Source organism: Bradyrhizobium sp. WBAH42, assembly GCF_024585265.1.
Lineage (GTDB): Bacteria > Pseudomonadota > Alphaproteobacteria > Rhizobiales > Xanthobacteraceae > Bradyrhizobium.
Map to the genome: position 1 here is coordinate 5,707,946 of NZ_CP036533.1, position 15,531 is coordinate 5,723,476.

Here is a 15,531-nt window from a genome sequence, read left to right on the forward strand (position 1 = left end):
GAATTGGGGCGAGCGGGTTTCTTTGCACATGAAACGCTTTGAGAGCGACAGATATAAGGGACGGATCGGGAATGCGACGTCCGAGGCGCGTCACGCCATCGTCCCGCCCGCTGTATTTCCACCAGCTGGCCTGCATCTTCGCACGCCAATCTGGCAACAAGCTGATCGTTATCTGCCCTGAAACAGCGAGCCGTTGTTCTCTCCGACAAAGGCGATTAGTGTTTTTTGCACCTCTTCGCCAGAGCACGGACCCGACGTCGGGGTCGAGATACCCAATCACATGCCACAACAAGGCCGCAACAAGGGAGCTTCGGCCCCCTCCTCACTCCATCCGTCCACTATTCTGGACCAGGCAATTGCAGCGCACCGCTCGGGCAATCTGCCGGATGCGGAACGGGCCTACACGGCCATCCTGAAGGCGAGCAGAACGCATGCCGTCGCGCTCCACATGCTGGGGCTGTTGCACGCCCAGCGCGGCCAATTTGCGGACGCCGAGCCTTTGCTGAAGAAGGCTGCACGCGTCGACCCCGGCAATCCCGACGTTCTTTTCAACTATGCCAACGTGCTGCGTGCGCTGAACAAGCCGGATGATGCGCTCGCCTGGCTTGCGAAAGTGATCGCCCTGTCCCCGAACTTCGCGGACGCGCATCTCAATCGCGGAGCGATTCTCATTGCACGGCAGCAGCTTCGCGACGCCATAGCCGAGTTTGATCGCGCCATAGTGATCGCACCGTCGAGCGCCGCGTTCGCCAACCGAGGCAGCGCGTTGCAGCAGCTTGGTCGACTCGAGGAAGCGCGTGACAGCTACGGCCGCGCCATCGAGCTTGCACCGGCCGACCCCCAGAACCATTTCGCGTTGTCTGAGGTTCTTGGCCAGCTGGGGCGCGACGACGAAGCGATCGCGGCGCTGGAACGAACGGTCGCACTTGATAAGGCGTTCCCGTTTGCGCTGAGCAACCTCGTTGCCTGCAGGCGCAAGCGCGCCGACTGGAGCAGTTTCGAACGTGAACAGGCCGCCATGGACGAGGCTGTCGAGGCGGACGTGCCGATCGACCCCTTCACCTTCTTTCATGTCTCCTCATCGCCTGCACGCCAATTGACCTGCGCGAAGACCTATGTCGCCAAGGTGGCCCCCGACGGACGCGCCGCCAGGCCAGGAACGCCGAGCCCGGCGTCCCGGCTCCGGGTCGCATACATGTCGGCCGATTTTCGCAATCATGCCACCGCGTATTTGATGGCCGGAGTCTTCGAGGCGCACGACCGTGAGCGCTTCGACATCACCGCCATCTCCTACGGGCCCGACGACGATAGCCAGATGCGCAACCGCCTGAAGGCCGCATTCGAACGCTTTGAAGATGTCAGCCATCTCGCCGACGAGGACGTCGTCAAGCTGATCCGCCAGCTCGAGATCGAGGTTCTCGTCGATCTCGGCGGCTTCACCGCCGGTGCGCGTCCGAACATCATTGCGCGCCGGCCGGCTCCTATCCAGGTCAGCTATCTCGGCTTTCCCGGCACGATGGGTGCCCCCTATGTCGACTACCTCATGGCCGACCGGATCGTCATCCCCGAAACGGAGCAGCATTATTACGCCGAGAAGGTGATCTATCTTCCGAATAGCTACCAGGCGACCGACGCGAAGCGAGCGCTCCCGTCAAATCCACCAAGCCGCACCGAGCTCGGATTGGCGGACGATGCGTTGGTCTACTGCGCGTTCAACAGAAACCCCAAGATCACCCCCCCGCTGTTCGGCGTCTGGATGCGGCTGCTCGACAAGACCCCCGGAAGCGTCCTTTGGCTGCTGGATGGAGACCCGGTCGCCACGGAGAATCTGAAGCGTGAAGCCGTTGCGCGGGGGATTGCCGCCGAGAGAATCGTGTTCGCTCCGCGCGTCCCTGCTGACGAGCATCTGGCGCGCCACCAGGTCGCCGATCTGTTCCTGGACACATTGCCTTACAACGCCCACACCGGGGCCAGCGACGCCCTCTGGGCTGGCTTGCCGGTTCTGACGTGCCTTGGCACCACCTTTGCCGGACGCGTTGCAGCCAGTCTCCTGAACGCCGTCGGCCTTCCCGAGCTGGTGACGCGATCGCTCGACGAATACGAGGCCTTGGCACTGCGGATCGCCCACGATCCCGAGCTTCGGGTCGCGCTCAGGAGCAAGCTGGCGACGCGCCGGACCACTTGGCCGCTTTTCGATACTGTCCGCATGACGCGACATATCGAAGAGGCATTGAGCGAAATCTGGCGCAGGCATTGCGCCGGCGAAGCGCCGGCCTCGTTTGCCGTGCAAACCTTACCATGAGGCCCGCCTCGGCGCGATGGTGCCGGCCGGTCGAGGTCGGTTCCCAAGCGAAGTGAACCGCTCAGTGCGCACAGACCCAGGCCCTCGCCTCGCGCTGCGCGACCGAGATCTCGGCGTCCGACATCTGCCCGGCGACTTCCTGGCGCAGCGCCACGGCGTCCTTGCGGCCCTTCAGCGCCGCGAGATTGAACCATTTGTGCGCGGCGACGAGATCGACGATCCCGGAGCGGCCGCTCGCCCAATAGATCCCGCGCTCGAACAGCACGTCCGACAGCGCGCTCGCATCGACCGGCGTTGCCGTCTCCAGATCGAATGTACCCTGAAACATCACGCATCCCCTTTGTTCTTATGCCGCCTCGTCCCCCGAGCGCGGCTCCCGTCCAATTCTGATGTGCATGACCCTTCCCGGGATCGTGCACTGTTCAACTCTTCCCCATCGCCGTTTGCCGGCTTGTTGGAGGCGATGATGGCGGGCAAATTTGAATGGCAGTTTAAGTATCGCGATGAAGCAGACGTAAACGGGGGCGCGCGGCGCGTGCGCGGAGGATTCAAGAAGTCACTGATTTTCAGGCACTTCTACGATTCGTCAGACTCTGTTTACCCCGGGATTTTGGGAGAACGATAACCATCACGCGCGGTGGCTCGTGGCCGTGTGGCTAGAATGTGAAGGGCGGATCACTGTCGTTGCCGCACCCCGTGCTGTCATTCCTCGCGCAGGCGGGGAATCCAGTACGCCGCAGCTTATCGATTCAATCGCTGCCGTCTCGGAGTACTGGATCGCCCGGTCCCGGCTCCGCCAAGGCTACGCCGAGGGTTACACGGGTGCTCGGCGCGCCGAAGCTTCAGCAAAGGCGGCAAGCCGGGCGATGACACCGCGAACGGAGAAGCGGCGTGCGAACAGCGTGCATCAGGCCGCAGCCCGGGCGTGCCCCAAGGCAGTTCGAGCAAGGGCGCGATGACGTCGCGCGTTTCAGATCAGCAATGTCGGGGGAAAAGGAATGCCGGCAATGCCCCGGCTTCAAGGGAACGAGGGCGTCGGCGAACACGTCAGGACCAGATTCCACTTTGGCCCGAAGGCCTGTCGTGAAATTGCGGAGCCCGTTTGAGGAGAACCGCACCGAACGAAGAAAACTCGTTTCTTCTGCCGAACCGCGAAAGAGAACGGTCCGACCGTTGACCTGATGTCTCGCCGACACCCTCTATCGTCGACCAGAACCTCTAGGAGGCGCTGATGACGTGCCGGCTATCTGGAGCCGGCAACTTCAGAAGCGAAGTTACTTCTTCTTCTTCGCGACCTTGCGGGTCTTCTTCGCAGTCTTCTTCACTGCGCTCTTCGCCTTCTTCGCCTTCTTCGCTTTCTTGGCCATGTTGCCCTCCGATGTGTGAGATGGCTTTAATCGCTGCGTGCACTCGGGGATCGAATGCACTCACCCCGAATACACCAACACGAAGAAAAAAACAGCTTCTCGCTTAAAGAAGTGTTGACGCAGCAAGGCGCGTGCGCTTGGCGGGCGCGACGCAGGCGCTTCGTTCGACGTGCACTTGCGATCATGCAGAGCGCTCGCATCATCGACGTTCGCGAACGATGCGATTGCACGAAAACACTATGCAGCAAGTATTTTTTCGCACGCGTGCATCGCGCGCGATTAACGCCACGATGCGCATCGGCAATCGCGCGATCGCCTCGCGAAGGCGTTTCGCGGACTCTGAGTCGCGATTTTTGGCAACGAAAATATTTTCATGCTTAACGGCGCGGGCGCTCGCCGGAGCGCGTTCAAGCCGCCGTTTCGGGCGAATCGCGCGGCGGCGATTCGGCCGCCGCATCGCCGTCGATCGGGATGGAGTTTGCCGTTCGCGGATGCGCGCGAGCGTCGCAGCGAGAACCGAAAGCGAGGTGACGACGCGTCTCCGTCACCTCGTTCGAACGTGAGGCTCAGACGCCGAGCTTGGACTTGAGCAGGTCGTTGACGCTCTGCGGGTTGGCCTTGCCGCCGGACGCCTTCATCACCTGGCCGACGAACCAGCCGAGCGATTGCGGCTTGTCCTTCACCTGCGCCGCCTTGTCGGGATTGGCCGCGATGATGTCGTCGACCACCTTTTCGATCGCGGAAAGATCCGTGACCTGCTTCATGCCGCGGCTTTCGACCAGCGCGCGGGGATCGCCGCCCTCCTGCCAGACGATCTCGAACAGATCCTTGGCGATCTTGCCCGAGATCGTGCCGTCGCCGATCAGGTCGATGATCGCAGCCAGCTGCGCGGCATTGACGGGCGAGGCCGTAATATCCCGGCCTTCCTTGTTGAGACGGCCGAACAGCTCGTTGATCACCCAGTTCGCCGCCATCTTGCCGTCGCGGGCACGGCTGGCGAGCTTGTCGAGCACGGTCTCGTAGAACACCGCGCTCTCGCGCTCGGCGACCAGCACGCTCGCATCATAGGCCGAGAGGCCGAAATCGGCGACGAAGCGCGCCTTCTTCTGGTCCGGCAGCTCCGGCAGCTTCGCCTTCAGCTCGTCGACGAATTCCTGGCTGAACTCCAGCGGCAACAGGTCGGGGTCGGGGAAGTAGCGATAGTCGTGCGCCTCTTCCTTCGACCGCATCGAGCGCGTCTCGCCCCTGCTGGGATCGAACCGGCGCGTCTCCTGCTCGATCTCGCCCCCGTCCTCGAGGATCTCGATCTGGCGCCGCGCTTCATACTCGATCGCCTGGCCGATGAAGGCGATCGAATTCATGTTCTTGATCTCGCAGCGGGTGCCGAGCGGCGCGCCGGGCCTGCGCACGGAGACGTTGACGTCGGCGCGCAAGGATCCCTTCTCCATGTCGCCGTCGCAGGTGCCGAGATAGCGCATGATCGAGCGCAGCTTGGTCACATAGGCCTTGGCCTGCTCGGCGTCGCGGATATCCGGCTTCGAGACGATCTCCATCAGCGCCACGCCAGAACGATTGAAATCGATGTAGGAGAGCGACGGCGACCGGTCGTGCAGCATCTTGCCGGGATCCTGCTCCAGATGCAGCCGCTCGATACCGATGGCGGCGGTCTTGCCGCCGTCGAGATCGATGATCACCTCGCCCTCGCCGACGACGGGCGATTTGTACTGGCTGATCTGGTAGCCCTGCGGCAGGTCCGGATAGAAATAGTTCTTGCGGTCGAACACCGAGCGCAGGTTGATCTGCGCATTGAGGCCGAGCCCGGTCCGGACAGCCTGCCTGACGCATTCCTCGTTGATCACGGGAAGCATGCCCGGCATCGCGACGTCGACCAGCGAGACGTGGCTGTTCGGCTCGCCGCCGAACGCGGTGGACGCGCCCGAGAACAGTTTGGCGTTCGAGGTCACCTGGGCATGGATCTCCATGCCGATGACCATCTCCCACTCACCGGTTGAACCCTTGAGAAGCTTGTGAGGTGTCGCGTCAGCGTTCATGGAGAAGATGTCGTTCTGCGTTGGAGGACAAGCCCCGATCAGGCTGCGATCGTGCGAGGGGCTGCTGCGATCGACTAATTAAGCCGATGCAGGAGGCGATGCAACCTCACCACCGTCTCTAGCTCCGGCGAATTGGGCGTGAAATCGCACCCGAACCGTGTCATGACAAGGCGCAAGGGATCAAATGCCAGAGGGAAGATGGGCGAGCTCACGCTTCGGATGGTCGATGGGACGCAGATCGTCGTGACGGCCTCCCTCGAGGCCATCACCACCTACGTCATCCTCGAGCAGGAGACGTGGTTCGAGAAGGAGACGGCGTTCCTCGCAAGCTGGCTGAAGCCGGGCATGTCCGCGCTCGACATCGGGGCCAATCTCGGCGTCTACAGCCTGCCAATGGCGCGGCGGCTCGCCCCTCATGGGCAGGTGTTCGCCTATGAACCGGCCAGCGAGCCACGACGGCTACTCGCGCTCGGAAAGGCGAAGAACGAGGCCTCCAACCTGCATATCATCGCCGCGGCGCTGTCGGATGGCGAGCGCGAGGGCCGTCTGGTGCTCGGCGCCTCCAGCGAGCTCAACTCGCTGCAAGGCAGCGGTCCCACCGAAAGCATTCAGATCACCTCGCTCGATGCCGAACAGAGATCCAGGCATTGGGGCCCGATCGACTTCGTCAAGATGGACGCGGAAGGCGAGGAGGAGCGAATCCTGGCAGGCGCGAAGGGCTTTTTCTCCGAGCGCTCCCCCCTGGTCATGTTCGAGATAAAAGCCGGTGACAAACAGAACGATCGTCTGCCGGCCGCTTTCGCCAGCATGGGCTTCGACATCTATCGGCTGATCGGCGGAGCGCCGGTTCTGGTGCCGGTGAAGCTCGGCGAGCCGCTCGATCCCTATGAGCTGAACCTGTTCGCAGCCAAGCGCGATCGCGCCAGAGCGCTCGCCCAAGAGGGCTTCTTGATCGAGACCATCCCGTCATGGGAGCCTGACGACACGGTGCGGGACTGGGCACTCACCCAGTTCGAAGCCCAACCCTTCGCGCACATTTTCGCGGCCCTGTCGGGCGGCGCCGCGGCGCAGGACCCGGTTTACCGCGACGCCCTCGCCGCCTATGCGACCTGGCGCTCCGAGGAACTCGCCTTGCCCAGGCGTTATGCGGCGCTGAAATTCGCCTGCGATACACTCGGCTCGCTGTGTCAGAACCAGGCCTCGCTGTCGCGCCTTTCAACGCTTGCCCGCATCGCCTCGGATATCGGCAGCCGCGCCATCGCCGTCAACGCGTTGCGGTACGTGGCGGATGTACTCAAGGGCGGCAAAGGCCGAATCCTGGAGCCATTCTGGCCCGCAAGCCCGAGATTCGACCATCTCGAGCCCGGGACCAATCCCGTCGGCTGGTTCGTGGTCGCAGCACTCGAGCGGCTCGAGCAGATGGCATCGTTCTCCTCCTGCTTTGCTCCCTCCCTCGTCGATCTCGACTGGCTTGCCGGCCAGCCGCTGGTTGGTGCCGAGATCGAACGCCGGCGCATTCTTCAGCGGGCGCGCGCGGGCCAACGGGTCGAGGTCCCACCGCGCCTGCGCGTGACGGCACCCGACCACGTTAATGACGCGATTTGGCGTGCCGGCGCAGTTCCCAACACGCGCGTGTGAGCGGGCCGGCCCCGTCAAGCCCCGAGCAGCGTGGCAGCGATCCGCTCCCACTCCGCTTCCAATGAATCCTTTGCCGCCGGCTGGCCGGCCTGACGATACCAATAGCCGGCATTGCCGAGATCGCCCTCGACGCGGTGCAAATAGGCATGCACCCAGGCCGCTTCACGGCTGCTCTCGTCCTGAACGATCGTGTGCGCGCGGTCCCAGTCGCCCTTCGCCGCCCACCAGAGGCCGGCGAGCGGCGCGCTCAAGTCCGGCGCGGGCGCCGCGCCGCCGAGGCTCGCGATGAAATCGGCGACATTCACCACCACCTCGGGGGCGTGAAGCGGCCGGCGGCCTGCTCGATCACCTCGCCGAGCGAGAACAGCGTCTCCTCATCGAACGGACGGCCGATCAATTGCAGGCCGAGCGGCAGGCCCTGTGCATCCTTGCCGGCTGGCACCGCGATTCCGGGCAGGCCCGCCATGTTCACGGTCACCGTGAAGATGTCGTTGAGATACATCTCGACCGGGTCGGCGCCGCCCTTCTCGCCGATGCCGAAGGCCGCCGACGGCGTCGCAGGCGTCAGGATCGCGTCGACGCCCCTCGCGAAGCAATCCTCGAAGTCCTTCTTGATCAGCGTGCGCACCTTCTGCGCGCGCAAATAATAAGCGTCGTAATAGCCGGCCGACAGCACGTAGGTGCCGATCATGACACGGCGGCGCACCTCTGCGCCAAACCCGGCCGCGCGGGTGTTCTCGTAGAGCTCGATGATGTTCTTGCCCTGCTCGCGCAGGCCGTAGCGCACGCCGTCATAGCGCGCGAGGTTTGAGGACGCCTCCGCCGGTGCCACGATGTAATAGGCCGGCAGCGCGTATTTGGTGTGCGGCAGCGACACCTCGACCAGCTCGGCGCCGGCGCTCCTGAGCCACGCCGCGCCCTCGCTCCAGAGCTTCTCGATCTCGGCCGGCATGCCGTCGAGGCGATACTCCTTGGGAATGCCGATCTTCATGCCCTTCACGGACTTGCCGATCGCTGCCTCGTAATCCGGCACAGGGATATCGACCGACGTCGTGTCCTTGGGATCGTGTCCGGCCATCGAGCGCAGCAGCATCGCGGCGTCGCGGACGCTGCGCGCGATCGGACCTGCCTGGTCGAGCGAGGACGCAAAGGCGACGATGCCCCAGCGCGAGCAGCGGCCATAGGTCGGCTTGATGCCGACGGTCGCGGTGAACGCGGCCGGCTGGCGGATCGAGCCACCGGTGTCGGTCGCAGTCGCACCCATGCAGAGCAGCGCCGCCACCGCCGAAGCCGAGCCGCCGGACGAGCCGCCCGGCACCAGCGTCGTGTTGCTGCCCTCGCGCCGCCAGGGATTGCCGACGGGACCGAAGCACGAGGTCTCGTTGGCCGATCCCATCGCGAACTCGTCATTGTTGAGCTTGCCGAGCATCACCGCGCCGTCGCGCCAGAGCTGCGAGGTGACGGTGGACTCATACGTCGGCACGAAATTGCCGAGGATCTTTGAGCACGCCGTGGTGCGCACGCCCTTGGTCGCAAAGAGATCCTTGATTCCGAGCGGAATGCCGGCAAGCGGGCCGCCTTCGCCCTTGGCGATCTTCGCGTCCACGGCCTTCGCCATGTCGCGCGCGCGATCGGGCGTCTCCATCACGAAGGCGTTGAGCACGCGCGCGGCTTCGATCGCGGAAAGATGCGCGTCGGTCAGCTCGAGCGACGTGAAAGTTTTTGCCGCGAGACCCTTGCGGGCCTCGGCGAGCGTCAGCGATGTCAAATCGGTCATTTATTGATCGGGCTGCAGAAGAACGGAGACAGGGTCTTGTCGTTGGCCGGGTCGTCTTTTTTGGCGGCGGCTTTCGCGGCCGCCTCGATCTCGTCGAGCACGGCATTGACGGCGACGTTGGGATCGGCAGCCTTGCCCTGCCGCTCCATCTTGTCGAGGTAATTCATGTAGGCCTGATAGGCCTTCTCATCGTCGCAAAGCAGGCACATCGGACCTAACCTGTTTATTCAACGACCTTCGGCACCAGGAAGAAGTGACCTTCAGTCGCGGGCGCGTTGGCAACGATATCGTCGGCGATCTCGCCGTCATCGACCACGTCCTGCCGCTTCTTCATCTGCATCGGGGTGACCGAGGTCATCGGCTCCACGCCCTCGACATTGACCTCCGAGAGCTGCTCGACGAAAGCCAGCATGGCGTTGAGCTCGCCCTGCAGATGCGGAACCTCGTCCTCGGAAACCGCAATGCGCGCCAGATGCGCGATGCGGCGGACGGTAGCGGCGTCAACAGACATTATATAGGGCCTCTCACGGCAAAACCTATGTGCCGTATAGCAGAGGCCGCTTTTGCGCCGCAACCGGCGCTTCCCCCTATCCGGCGAGGGCCTTCAGGCGCCCGAGCGCCGATTTGGCGAGATCCCGGGTCAATTCGGCGGCGGGGACCTCGCGGCCCAGCGCAACGGCCTGTCCCGCCCAGAGATTGGTGAAATCCACCCTGCCCTGCTTTTCGGCAGCCGCCTTCAGCGGCCCCAGCGCGGTCGCGGCGTGGGGAAACGGCGGCGCATCCGGCGAGATCGGGCCAGCCTCGCGCATCAGCCGGTTCTGCACCCCGCGCGCAGGCCGGCCGGTCATGACGTTGGTGATGACGGTGGAATCGTCCCGCGCCTCGGCGAGCGCCTCGCGGCCGCCTGCGCTGACCTTGGATTCCGGGCAGCGCAGATAGGCGCTGCCGATCTGCACGCCCGAGGCGCCGAGCGCGAAGGCTGCGGCAATGCCGCGTCCGTCCGCGATGCCGCCCGCCGCGATCACCGGCACCTTCACGGCGTCGACGACCTGCGGCACCAGCGCGAAGGTCCCGGGCTGCTCGGCGGCCTTGTCGGTCAGGAACATGCCGCGATGGCCGCCGGCCTCGGCCCCTTGCGCGATCACGGCATCGACGCCGCGTTCTTCCAGCCAGACCGCCTCCTTCACCGTCGTCGCGGACGAGATGACGAGGCAACCCGCCGCCTTCACGCGCCTCAGCAGCGCTTGCTCCGGCAGGCCGAAATGGAAGCTGACGATCTCCGGCTTCAGCTCCTCGACCACCTCGCAGAACGCCGCATCGAACGGCGCGCGGTTCGCAGCCGCGATCGGCGCTGAGGGATCGAGACCGTGCTCGGCGTAGTAGCCCGCGAGCCGCTGCTTCCACCGCGCCTCCGCTTCGCGCGTCAGCTCGACCGGCGTATGGCAGAAGAAGTTCATGTTGACCGGGGCCTTGACGCGCTGGCGGATCAGACCGACCTGCTCGCGCGCCTTCTCCGGCGAGATCATCGCACTTGGCAGCGAGCCGAGCCCACCGCCCTGCGCCACGGCAATCACCAGCTCCGCATCCATCACGCCCGCCATCGGCGCCAGCACGATCGGGAATTCGGTCTTGAACAGGTCGATCAGTCGACGGTCAGGCCACATGGTTGTTCTCTCTCGTTCTTTCTTACCCTCCCCTGGAGGGGGAGGGTCGGTTCGCATGTCGCGAAGCGAAATGCGAAGCGGGGTGGGGTGATCTCTCAACACGGGCACCGCCTCAATGGAGAGACTGTCACCCCACCCCGCTCGCGCTTCGCGCGATCGACCCTCCCCCTCCAGGGGAGGGTAGGAAGTCTACGCCGCTGTCAGCGAGTTTCTCCGCCCGGCGATCAACTGCTCCGCCTCCACTGCAATCCGCTCGACGATCTCCGCCGCCGGTGGAATATCATGGATTAGCCCGACCGCCTCGCCGGCGATCACCGCGGCGATGTCGAAATTGCCCGCCGCCCTTGCTGCCGCATACTCGGCCGCGACTGCGGCAACATTCTGCATCAGCTCGACCTCGCGGCCGATCCAGCGCTTCGCATGATCGTTGACCAGGCACCGTCCCGTGAACGGCGCCGGCCAGACATTGTTGCGGGAGAGATCGAAGATGATGCCGCGCACGGTCGAACCCGAGTTCGCCGCGCAGATGCGTCGCTTGGCCTCCTCCGCGCCGTCGGCCTCTTGGCTGGCATAGAAGCGCGTGCCGAGCAGCACGCCGCTCGCGCCGAGCATCAGCATGGCAGCGAGGCCGCGCCCGTCCGCGATGCCGCCGGCCGCCACCACGGGAACGCGCCCCGCGGCGAGATCGACGACAGCAGGCACGAGATCGACGGTGGTGCGCGACGCGCCATGACCGCCCGCCTCCGTTCCCTGCGCGATCAGGATGTCGGCACCGGCATCGAGCGCCTGCTGTGCCATCGCTTCATCCTGCACCTGGCAGATCAGGCGCGCGCCGGTGGATTTGATCCTGGGCGCGAACGGCGCGGGATCGCCGAACGACAACATGATCGCAGCTGGTTTTGCAGCGAGCGCGACATCGAGAAGCTCGGGCCGCTTGGCAAGGCTCCAGGTGATGAAGCCGATCCCGAACGGTGCACTGAGGTCGGCGAGCGTCGCCGTCTCCTGCTCCAGCCACGCCCGCTCGCCATAGCCGCCGCCGAGAATGCCGAACCCGCCGGCGCGGCTCACCGCCGCGACCAGACGGCTGCCGGCGATGACATCCATCGGCGCCAGCAGGATGGGATGCTTGATCCTAAGCAGCGTGGTCAGCGGCGTCGTCATCGGCATGGCTCCTTCCCCGGTCTGGACAGCGAGACTAGGCGCGACTAGCATTCTCGAAAAATGAATTGTTGCGAACGCTGCAATCTCAAAAGCGAAACGACGCCATGGAACTCAGCGATATCAAGACCTTCGCCGCGGTCGCCCGCACCGGCGGCATCACCCGCGCCGCCGAAGAGCTCAACACCGTGCAGTCGAACGTCACCCAGCGCGTGAAGGCACTGGAGGCGGAGATCGGCACGCCGCTGTTCGAGCGGCACTCACGCGGCATGACGCTGACGGGTGCCGGCAAGCGCCTTCTCCCCTACGCGCAAAAGATGGCGGCGCTCTCGCGCGAAGCCTTGCTCGCCGCGCGCGACGATGGCGAGCCGAAGGGTCCGCTCGCGATCGGCTCGATGGAGACCACGGCCGCGGTGCGGCTGCCGCCGCTGCTCGCCGATTTCCACCGCCGCTTCCCGGCTGTGCGCCTTTCCTTGCGCACCGCGCCGACCGCCGACCTCGTCGCCAGCGTGCTCGACGGCACGCTCGACGGCGCCTTCGTCGCAGGACCCATCACCCATGACGATCTCGCCGCGACGAGCGCATTCCGCGAAGAGCTGGTGCTCGTCAGCGCGCGGCGCTGGACTTCGCTCGCCGAGCTGCGCGCCGGCACGGCGGAGTCGGGCCCGACCGCGCTGGTGTTCCGCACCGGCTGCACCTATCGCCAGCGGCTCGAACAGATCTTCGTCGAATTCGGCTGGCCGTCGGCGGCGCGCTTTGAGCTCGGCACGCTCGACGGCATGATCGGCTGCGTTGCCGCCGACATGGGTGTGACGCTGCTGCCACGCGCCGTCGTGGAACGCAGCGCGATGAATGGCGCGGTCGCCATCCACACGCTGAGCCCGTCACACGCACGTGTCGAGACACTCTTCATCCGGCGCAGCACCGGACATCAGTACAGCGCGCTGCACGGTTTCATCGCCTGCCTGACCAAGAATGACGACGTCATCGCGGCCTGATCGACCACCGTCGCAGCGCTACGACGGCCCAGATGGCTTCGACGAGACCGAACGGCCAGGCGCCCTGAAGGAAGCCGTAGGCCGAGCCGAGGGCGCAGGACACCGCAAACAGCAGCACGAACCAATGGCTGCGGGCTTCCAAGGCGTAAGTGACCAGCATCGCCGTGACGGCGAACAGGCCGAATAATGTCAGCGCATCCACGTTCCGGGTTCACTCTGCAGCGCGACGCATGATATGCGCTAAATCCATGCCGGCTCTTATCCTCACCTTGGTCGATGCTGCAACCCACTGGCCCGAACGCGGCGCGCTGGTCGGGCTCGACTTGGGCACCAAGACCATCGGCGTTGCCGTGTCCGACCCCGACCGCCGCTTGGCCACTGGCGTCGAAACGATCCAGCGCAAGCAGTTCAAGCAGGACGCCGCCAGGCTGCTTGCCATCGCCGCCGAGCGCAAGGCGGTCGGCTTCGTGCTCGGCCTGCCCATCAACATGGACGGCAGCGAGGGACCGCGCGCGCAATCGACCCGCGCCTTCGCGCGCAATCTGGCCGGACTGACCGCCCTGCCCATCGGTCTCTGGGACGAGCGCCTCTCGACCGCGGCAGTCGAACGCGAGCTGGTCGGGATGGACGTGAGCCGCGCCAAGCGCGCCGAGGTCATCGACGAGCACGCCGCGATCTTCATCCTGCAAGGCGCGCTCGATCGCCTGGCAAACCTGCGCAAGGAACCCGGCTGATCCCATGGCGGTCGTCGTCGCGGCGCTGCTGCCGGTCTTCATCCTCCTCGTGCTCGGCGTCGTGCTGAAGCGCAGCCTGATGCGGCTGGACACGCAATGGCACGGGCTGGAGCGGCTGACCTATTTCGTGCTGTTTCCGATGCTGCTGATCCAGACGCTGGTGAAGGCGGACCTCACGAAGGTTCCGGTCGCCGGCGTCGGCGGCGCGCTGCTGCTGTCGGCGCTGGCGATGTCGCTGCTCTGCCTCGCATTGCGCCCGGCCCTGTCCCGGCTCGACATCGACGGCCCCGCCTTCACCTCGATCTTTCAGGGCGCGACGCGCTGGCAGACCTTCGTCGGGCTGTCGGTCGCCGCCAACATGTTCGGCGACCTCGGGCTGGCCCTCGCTTCCGTGGCGATGGTCGCGATCATTCCCCTGGTCAACGTGTTCAGCGTCGCCGTGCTCGCGCACTATGCTTCGCCCGAAAAGAAGTCCGCCCGCACGATCGTCATAACGGTGATCCGCAATCCGCTGATCTGGGCTTGCGCTATCGGCCTCTTGATCAACGTCACTCACCTGCCGCTGCCAAAGCTCTGGCATGAGGTTGCCGACGCGCTCAGCCGATCCTCGCTCGCCATCGGCCTGCTCGTCACCGGCGCGGGACTGCATCTGGAAGGCCTGCTGCGCCCGAGCGCTGCCGCGGCGATCGGCGTCGGTTTCAAGCTAGTGCTGATGCCTGCACTCGCGCTCGCGCTTGCCGTCTGGTTCGGACTAACCGGCGACAGCCTGGCGATCGTTGCGATCTGCTCGGCGGTCCCGACCTCGTCGAGCGCCTATGTGCTGGCCCGCCAGATGGGCGGCGACGCGCCGCTGCTCGCACAGATCATCACGCTGCAGACGATTTTGGCGGCGATCACGATGCCGATCGCCATCGCGCTGGTGGCCTAGCATGCGTCATTAAGAGCGCAACTCTCTCCGCCGTCATTGCGAGCGAAGCGAAGCAATCCAGAATCCCTCCGCGGAGACACTCTGGATTGCTTCGTCGCAAGGGCTCCTCGCAATGACGGAGTATGAAGCCCTAGCTCCCCAGCCACATCGTCAGCACCACCGCGGTGAGATTGTTCAACGCATGCAGCGCGATGGTGAGCCACAGCGAGCCGGAGCGGTAGCGCATGTAGCCGAACCATAATCCGATGCAGAAGACTTCGGCCAGGAAGTACATGTCGTATTGCAGGTGGACCACCGTCCAGACCAGCGACGACAGCAGGATGGCGCCGGGCGCGCGCAAGAAGCTCGCCGACCAGCCGCGGTAGAGGAAGCCTCGCGCCAGAACCTCTTCCGACATCGGCGCCGCCACTGCGAATGCGGCGAGCAGCAGCAGCGCCGCGCCCTTGTCGCGGCCCGATTTCAACAGATCGGTCATGAAGCCCGGCGTCGCCTCGCGGCCAAGCGCGCGCGACATCGTTTCCCAGAGCAGTACGATCAGGATGAGGCCGATCGCGCCGAACAGCAGCTGCTTCCATGACGGCCAATGCAGCGCGAGATAGTCGACGAAGGAGACCTTCTTGATGCGAATGGCGAGCCAGACCGCAAGCAGCGTCGCCGGCAGCCCCATGATGACCGAGAGCGCGAGAGTCTGGGGCTCATGGCCGACAAGCTGAAGCGAAGAAAGGTCCATGGGAAGACCACGTAGCGCTGCCAGCACAATTACGGCACCGATCTGCCCGACGAACATCGCGACGAAGATGAAGAGGCCCCACAGCGCCGTGCCCCAGAACTTCCAGACGCGCGGCGTCGTCGGCGTCTCGGTCAGCGGCGGATGATCGGGATTGAGGGAGTCCATCGGAAGGCTTTCGTTTTGG

The 15,531-nt window shown here is 64.9% G+C and carries 15 protein-coding genes; 5 read left to right on the forward strand and 10 right to left on the reverse strand.

The window, feature by feature from the left end; all coding sequences use genetic code 11:
• Nucleotides 1-280 precede the first annotated feature (280 nt).
• On the forward strand, nt 281-2,302 hold the full coding sequence (locus tag DCG74_RS26730; protein WP_172783416.1) for a tetratricopeptide repeat protein: 2,022 nt from the start codon (nt 281-283) through the stop codon (nt 2,300-2,302).
• A gap of 61 nt (nt 2,303-2,363) precedes the next feature.
• Here DCG74_RS26730 and DCG74_RS26735 read toward each other — a convergent pair whose 3' ends face one another.
• Both DCG74_RS26735 and gatB read right to left on the reverse strand, forming a co-directional pair.
• Nucleotides 2,364-2,630 (reverse strand): hypothetical protein, encoded by a 267-nt coding sequence (locus DCG74_RS26735; protein WP_122402900.1) that lies wholly within the window; start codon nt 2,628-2,630, stop codon nt 2,364-2,366.
• Nucleotides 2,631-4,235: 1,605 nt separating this feature from the next.
• Nucleotides 4,236-5,720 carry an Asp-tRNA(Asn)/Glu-tRNA(Gln) amidotransferase subunit GatB gene (gene gatB / locus DCG74_RS26740; protein WP_172783415.1) on the reverse strand — a complete coding sequence of 495 codons (1,485 nt, stop codon included), beginning with the start codon at nt 5,718-5,720 and terminating at the stop codon, nt 4,236-4,238.
• 198 nt (nt 5,721-5,918) lie between these two features.
• Between gatB and DCG74_RS26745 the strand changes: the two genes are divergently transcribed.
• Entirely contained in the window at nt 5,919-7,358 is a 1,440-nt protein-coding gene (locus DCG74_RS26745) for an FkbM family methyltransferase (protein ID WP_172783414.1), read from the forward strand.
• A gap of 14 nt (nt 7,359-7,372) precedes the next feature.
• Here DCG74_RS26745 and DCG74_RS26750 read toward each other — a convergent pair whose 3' ends face one another.
• The 6 genes from DCG74_RS26750 to DCG74_RS26775 all read right to left on the reverse strand — a co-directional run bounded on the left by DCG74_RS26750 (nt 7,373) and on the right by DCG74_RS26775 (nt 11,966).
• The gene (locus tag DCG74_RS26750; protein ID WP_172783413.1) at nt 7,373-7,669 is read right to left on the reverse strand and encodes a hypothetical protein; all 297 of its coding nucleotides are present in this window, start codon (nt 7,667-7,669) and stop codon (nt 7,373-7,375) included.
• Nucleotides 7,660-9,135 carry an Asp-tRNA(Asn)/Glu-tRNA(Gln) amidotransferase subunit GatA gene (gene gatA / locus DCG74_RS26755; RefSeq protein WP_172783412.1) on the reverse strand — a complete coding sequence of 492 codons (1,476 nt, stop codon included), beginning with the start codon at nt 9,133-9,135 and terminating at the stop codon, nt 7,660-7,662. Before gatA ends, DCG74_RS26750 begins: the two co-directional genes overlap by 10 nt.
• Entirely contained in the window at nt 9,132-9,344 is a 213-nt protein-coding gene (locus DCG74_RS26760) for a hypothetical protein (RefSeq protein WP_027547180.1), read from the reverse strand. Before DCG74_RS26760 ends, gatA begins: the two co-directional genes overlap by 4 nt.
• A 14-nt stretch (nt 9,345-9,358) precedes the next feature.
• Nucleotides 9,359-9,646 carry an Asp-tRNA(Asn)/Glu-tRNA(Gln) amidotransferase subunit GatC gene (gene gatC, locus DCG74_RS26765; RefSeq protein WP_128265297.1) on the reverse strand — a complete coding sequence of 96 codons (288 nt, stop codon included), beginning with the start codon at nt 9,644-9,646 and terminating at the stop codon, nt 9,359-9,361.
• A 76-nt stretch (nt 9,647-9,722) separates the two neighbouring features.
• The gene (locus DCG74_RS26770; RefSeq protein WP_172783411.1) at nt 9,723-10,799 is read right to left on the reverse strand and encodes a nitronate monooxygenase family protein; all 1,077 of its coding nucleotides are present in this window, start codon (nt 10,797-10,799) and stop codon (nt 9,723-9,725) included.
• A 189-nt stretch (nt 10,800-10,988) separates the two neighbouring features.
• On the reverse strand, nt 10,989-11,966 hold the full coding sequence (locus DCG74_RS26775; RefSeq protein ID WP_172783410.1) for a nitronate monooxygenase family protein: 978 nt from the start codon (nt 11,964-11,966) through the stop codon (nt 10,989-10,991).
• Nucleotides 11,967-12,064: 98 nt separating this feature from the next.
• Here DCG74_RS26775 and DCG74_RS26780 point away from each other — a divergent pair, with 98 nt between their 5' ends.
• Complete coding sequence (locus DCG74_RS26780; RefSeq protein WP_172783409.1) at nt 12,065-12,955, forward strand: LysR family transcriptional regulator; 891 nt, start codon at nt 12,065-12,067, stop codon at nt 12,953-12,955.
• On the opposite strand, the gene DCG74_RS26785 is transcribed toward DCG74_RS26780, so the two are convergent.
• Entirely contained in the window at nt 12,942-13,157 is a 216-nt protein-coding gene (locus DCG74_RS26785; RefSeq protein WP_172783408.1) for a hypothetical protein, read from the reverse strand. The genes DCG74_RS26780 and DCG74_RS26785 overlap by 14 nt on opposite strands.
• Nucleotides 13,158-13,203: 46 nt before the next feature.
• Between DCG74_RS26785 and ruvX the strand changes: the two genes are divergently transcribed.
• Nucleotides 13,204-13,689, forward strand: a complete 486-nt coding sequence (ruvX, locus tag DCG74_RS26790) for a Holliday junction resolvase RuvX (protein ID WP_172783407.1) — start codon at nt 13,204-13,206, stop codon at nt 13,687-13,689.
• Between the two features lie 4 nt (nt 13,690-13,693).
• Complete coding sequence (locus DCG74_RS26795; RefSeq protein ID WP_172783406.1) at nt 13,694-14,617, forward strand: AEC family transporter; 924 nt, start codon at nt 13,694-13,696, stop codon at nt 14,615-14,617.
• A 130-nt stretch (nt 14,618-14,747) separates the two neighbouring features.
• Here DCG74_RS26795 and DCG74_RS26800 read toward each other — a convergent pair whose 3' ends face one another.
• Complete coding sequence (locus tag DCG74_RS26800; RefSeq protein ID WP_172783405.1) at nt 14,748-15,512, reverse strand: CPBP family intramembrane glutamic endopeptidase; 765 nt, start codon at nt 15,510-15,512, stop codon at nt 14,748-14,750.
• Nucleotides 15,513-15,531: the final 19 nt, after the last annotated feature.

Bases quoted from the DNA above. Each gene is read 5' to 3' on its own strand.
- DCG74_RS26775 (WP_172783410.1), bottom strand. From the start codon at position 11,966: ATGCCGATGACGACGCCGCTGACCACGCTGCTTAGGATCAAGCATCCC.
- gatB (WP_172783415.1), bottom strand. From the start codon at position 5,720: ATGAACGCTGACGCGACACCTCACAAGCTTCTCAAGGGTTCAACCGGT.
- DCG74_RS26730 (WP_172783416.1), top strand. From the start codon at position 281: ATGCCACAACAAGGCCGCAACAAGGGAGCTTCGGCCCCCTCCTCACTC.
- DCG74_RS26770 (WP_172783411.1), bottom strand. From the start codon at position 10,799: ATGTGGCCTGACCGTCGACTGATCGACCTGTTCAAGACCGAATTCCCG.
- DCG74_RS26735 (WP_122402900.1), bottom strand. From the start codon at position 2,630: ATGTTTCAGGGTACATTCGATCTGGAGACGGCAACGCCGGTCGATGCG.
- DCG74_RS26760 (WP_027547180.1), bottom strand. From the start codon at position 9,344: ATGTGCCTGCTTTGCGACGATGAGAAGGCCTATCAGGCCTACATGAAT.
- DCG74_RS26800 (WP_172783405.1), bottom strand. From the start codon at position 15,512: ATGGACTCCCTCAATCCCGATCATCCGCCGCTGACCGAGACGCCGACG.
- ruvX (WP_172783407.1), top strand. From the start codon at position 13,204: ATGCCGGCTCTTATCCTCACCTTGGTCGATGCTGCAACCCACTGGCCC.
- DCG74_RS26780 (WP_172783409.1), top strand. From the start codon at position 12,065: ATGGAACTCAGCGATATCAAGACCTTCGCCGCGGTCGCCCGCACCGGC.
- DCG74_RS26745 (WP_172783414.1), top strand. From the start codon at position 5,919: ATGGGCGAGCTCACGCTTCGGATGGTCGATGGGACGCAGATCGTCGTG.
- gatC (WP_128265297.1), bottom strand. From the start codon at position 9,646: ATGTCTGTTGACGCCGCTACCGTCCGCCGCATCGCGCATCTGGCGCGC.
- gatA (WP_172783412.1), bottom strand. From the start codon at position 9,135: ATGACCGATTTGACATCGCTGACGCTCGCCGAGGCCCGCAAGGGTCTC.
- DCG74_RS26795 (WP_172783406.1), top strand. From the start codon at position 13,694: ATGGCGGTCGTCGTCGCGGCGCTGCTGCCGGTCTTCATCCTCCTCGTG.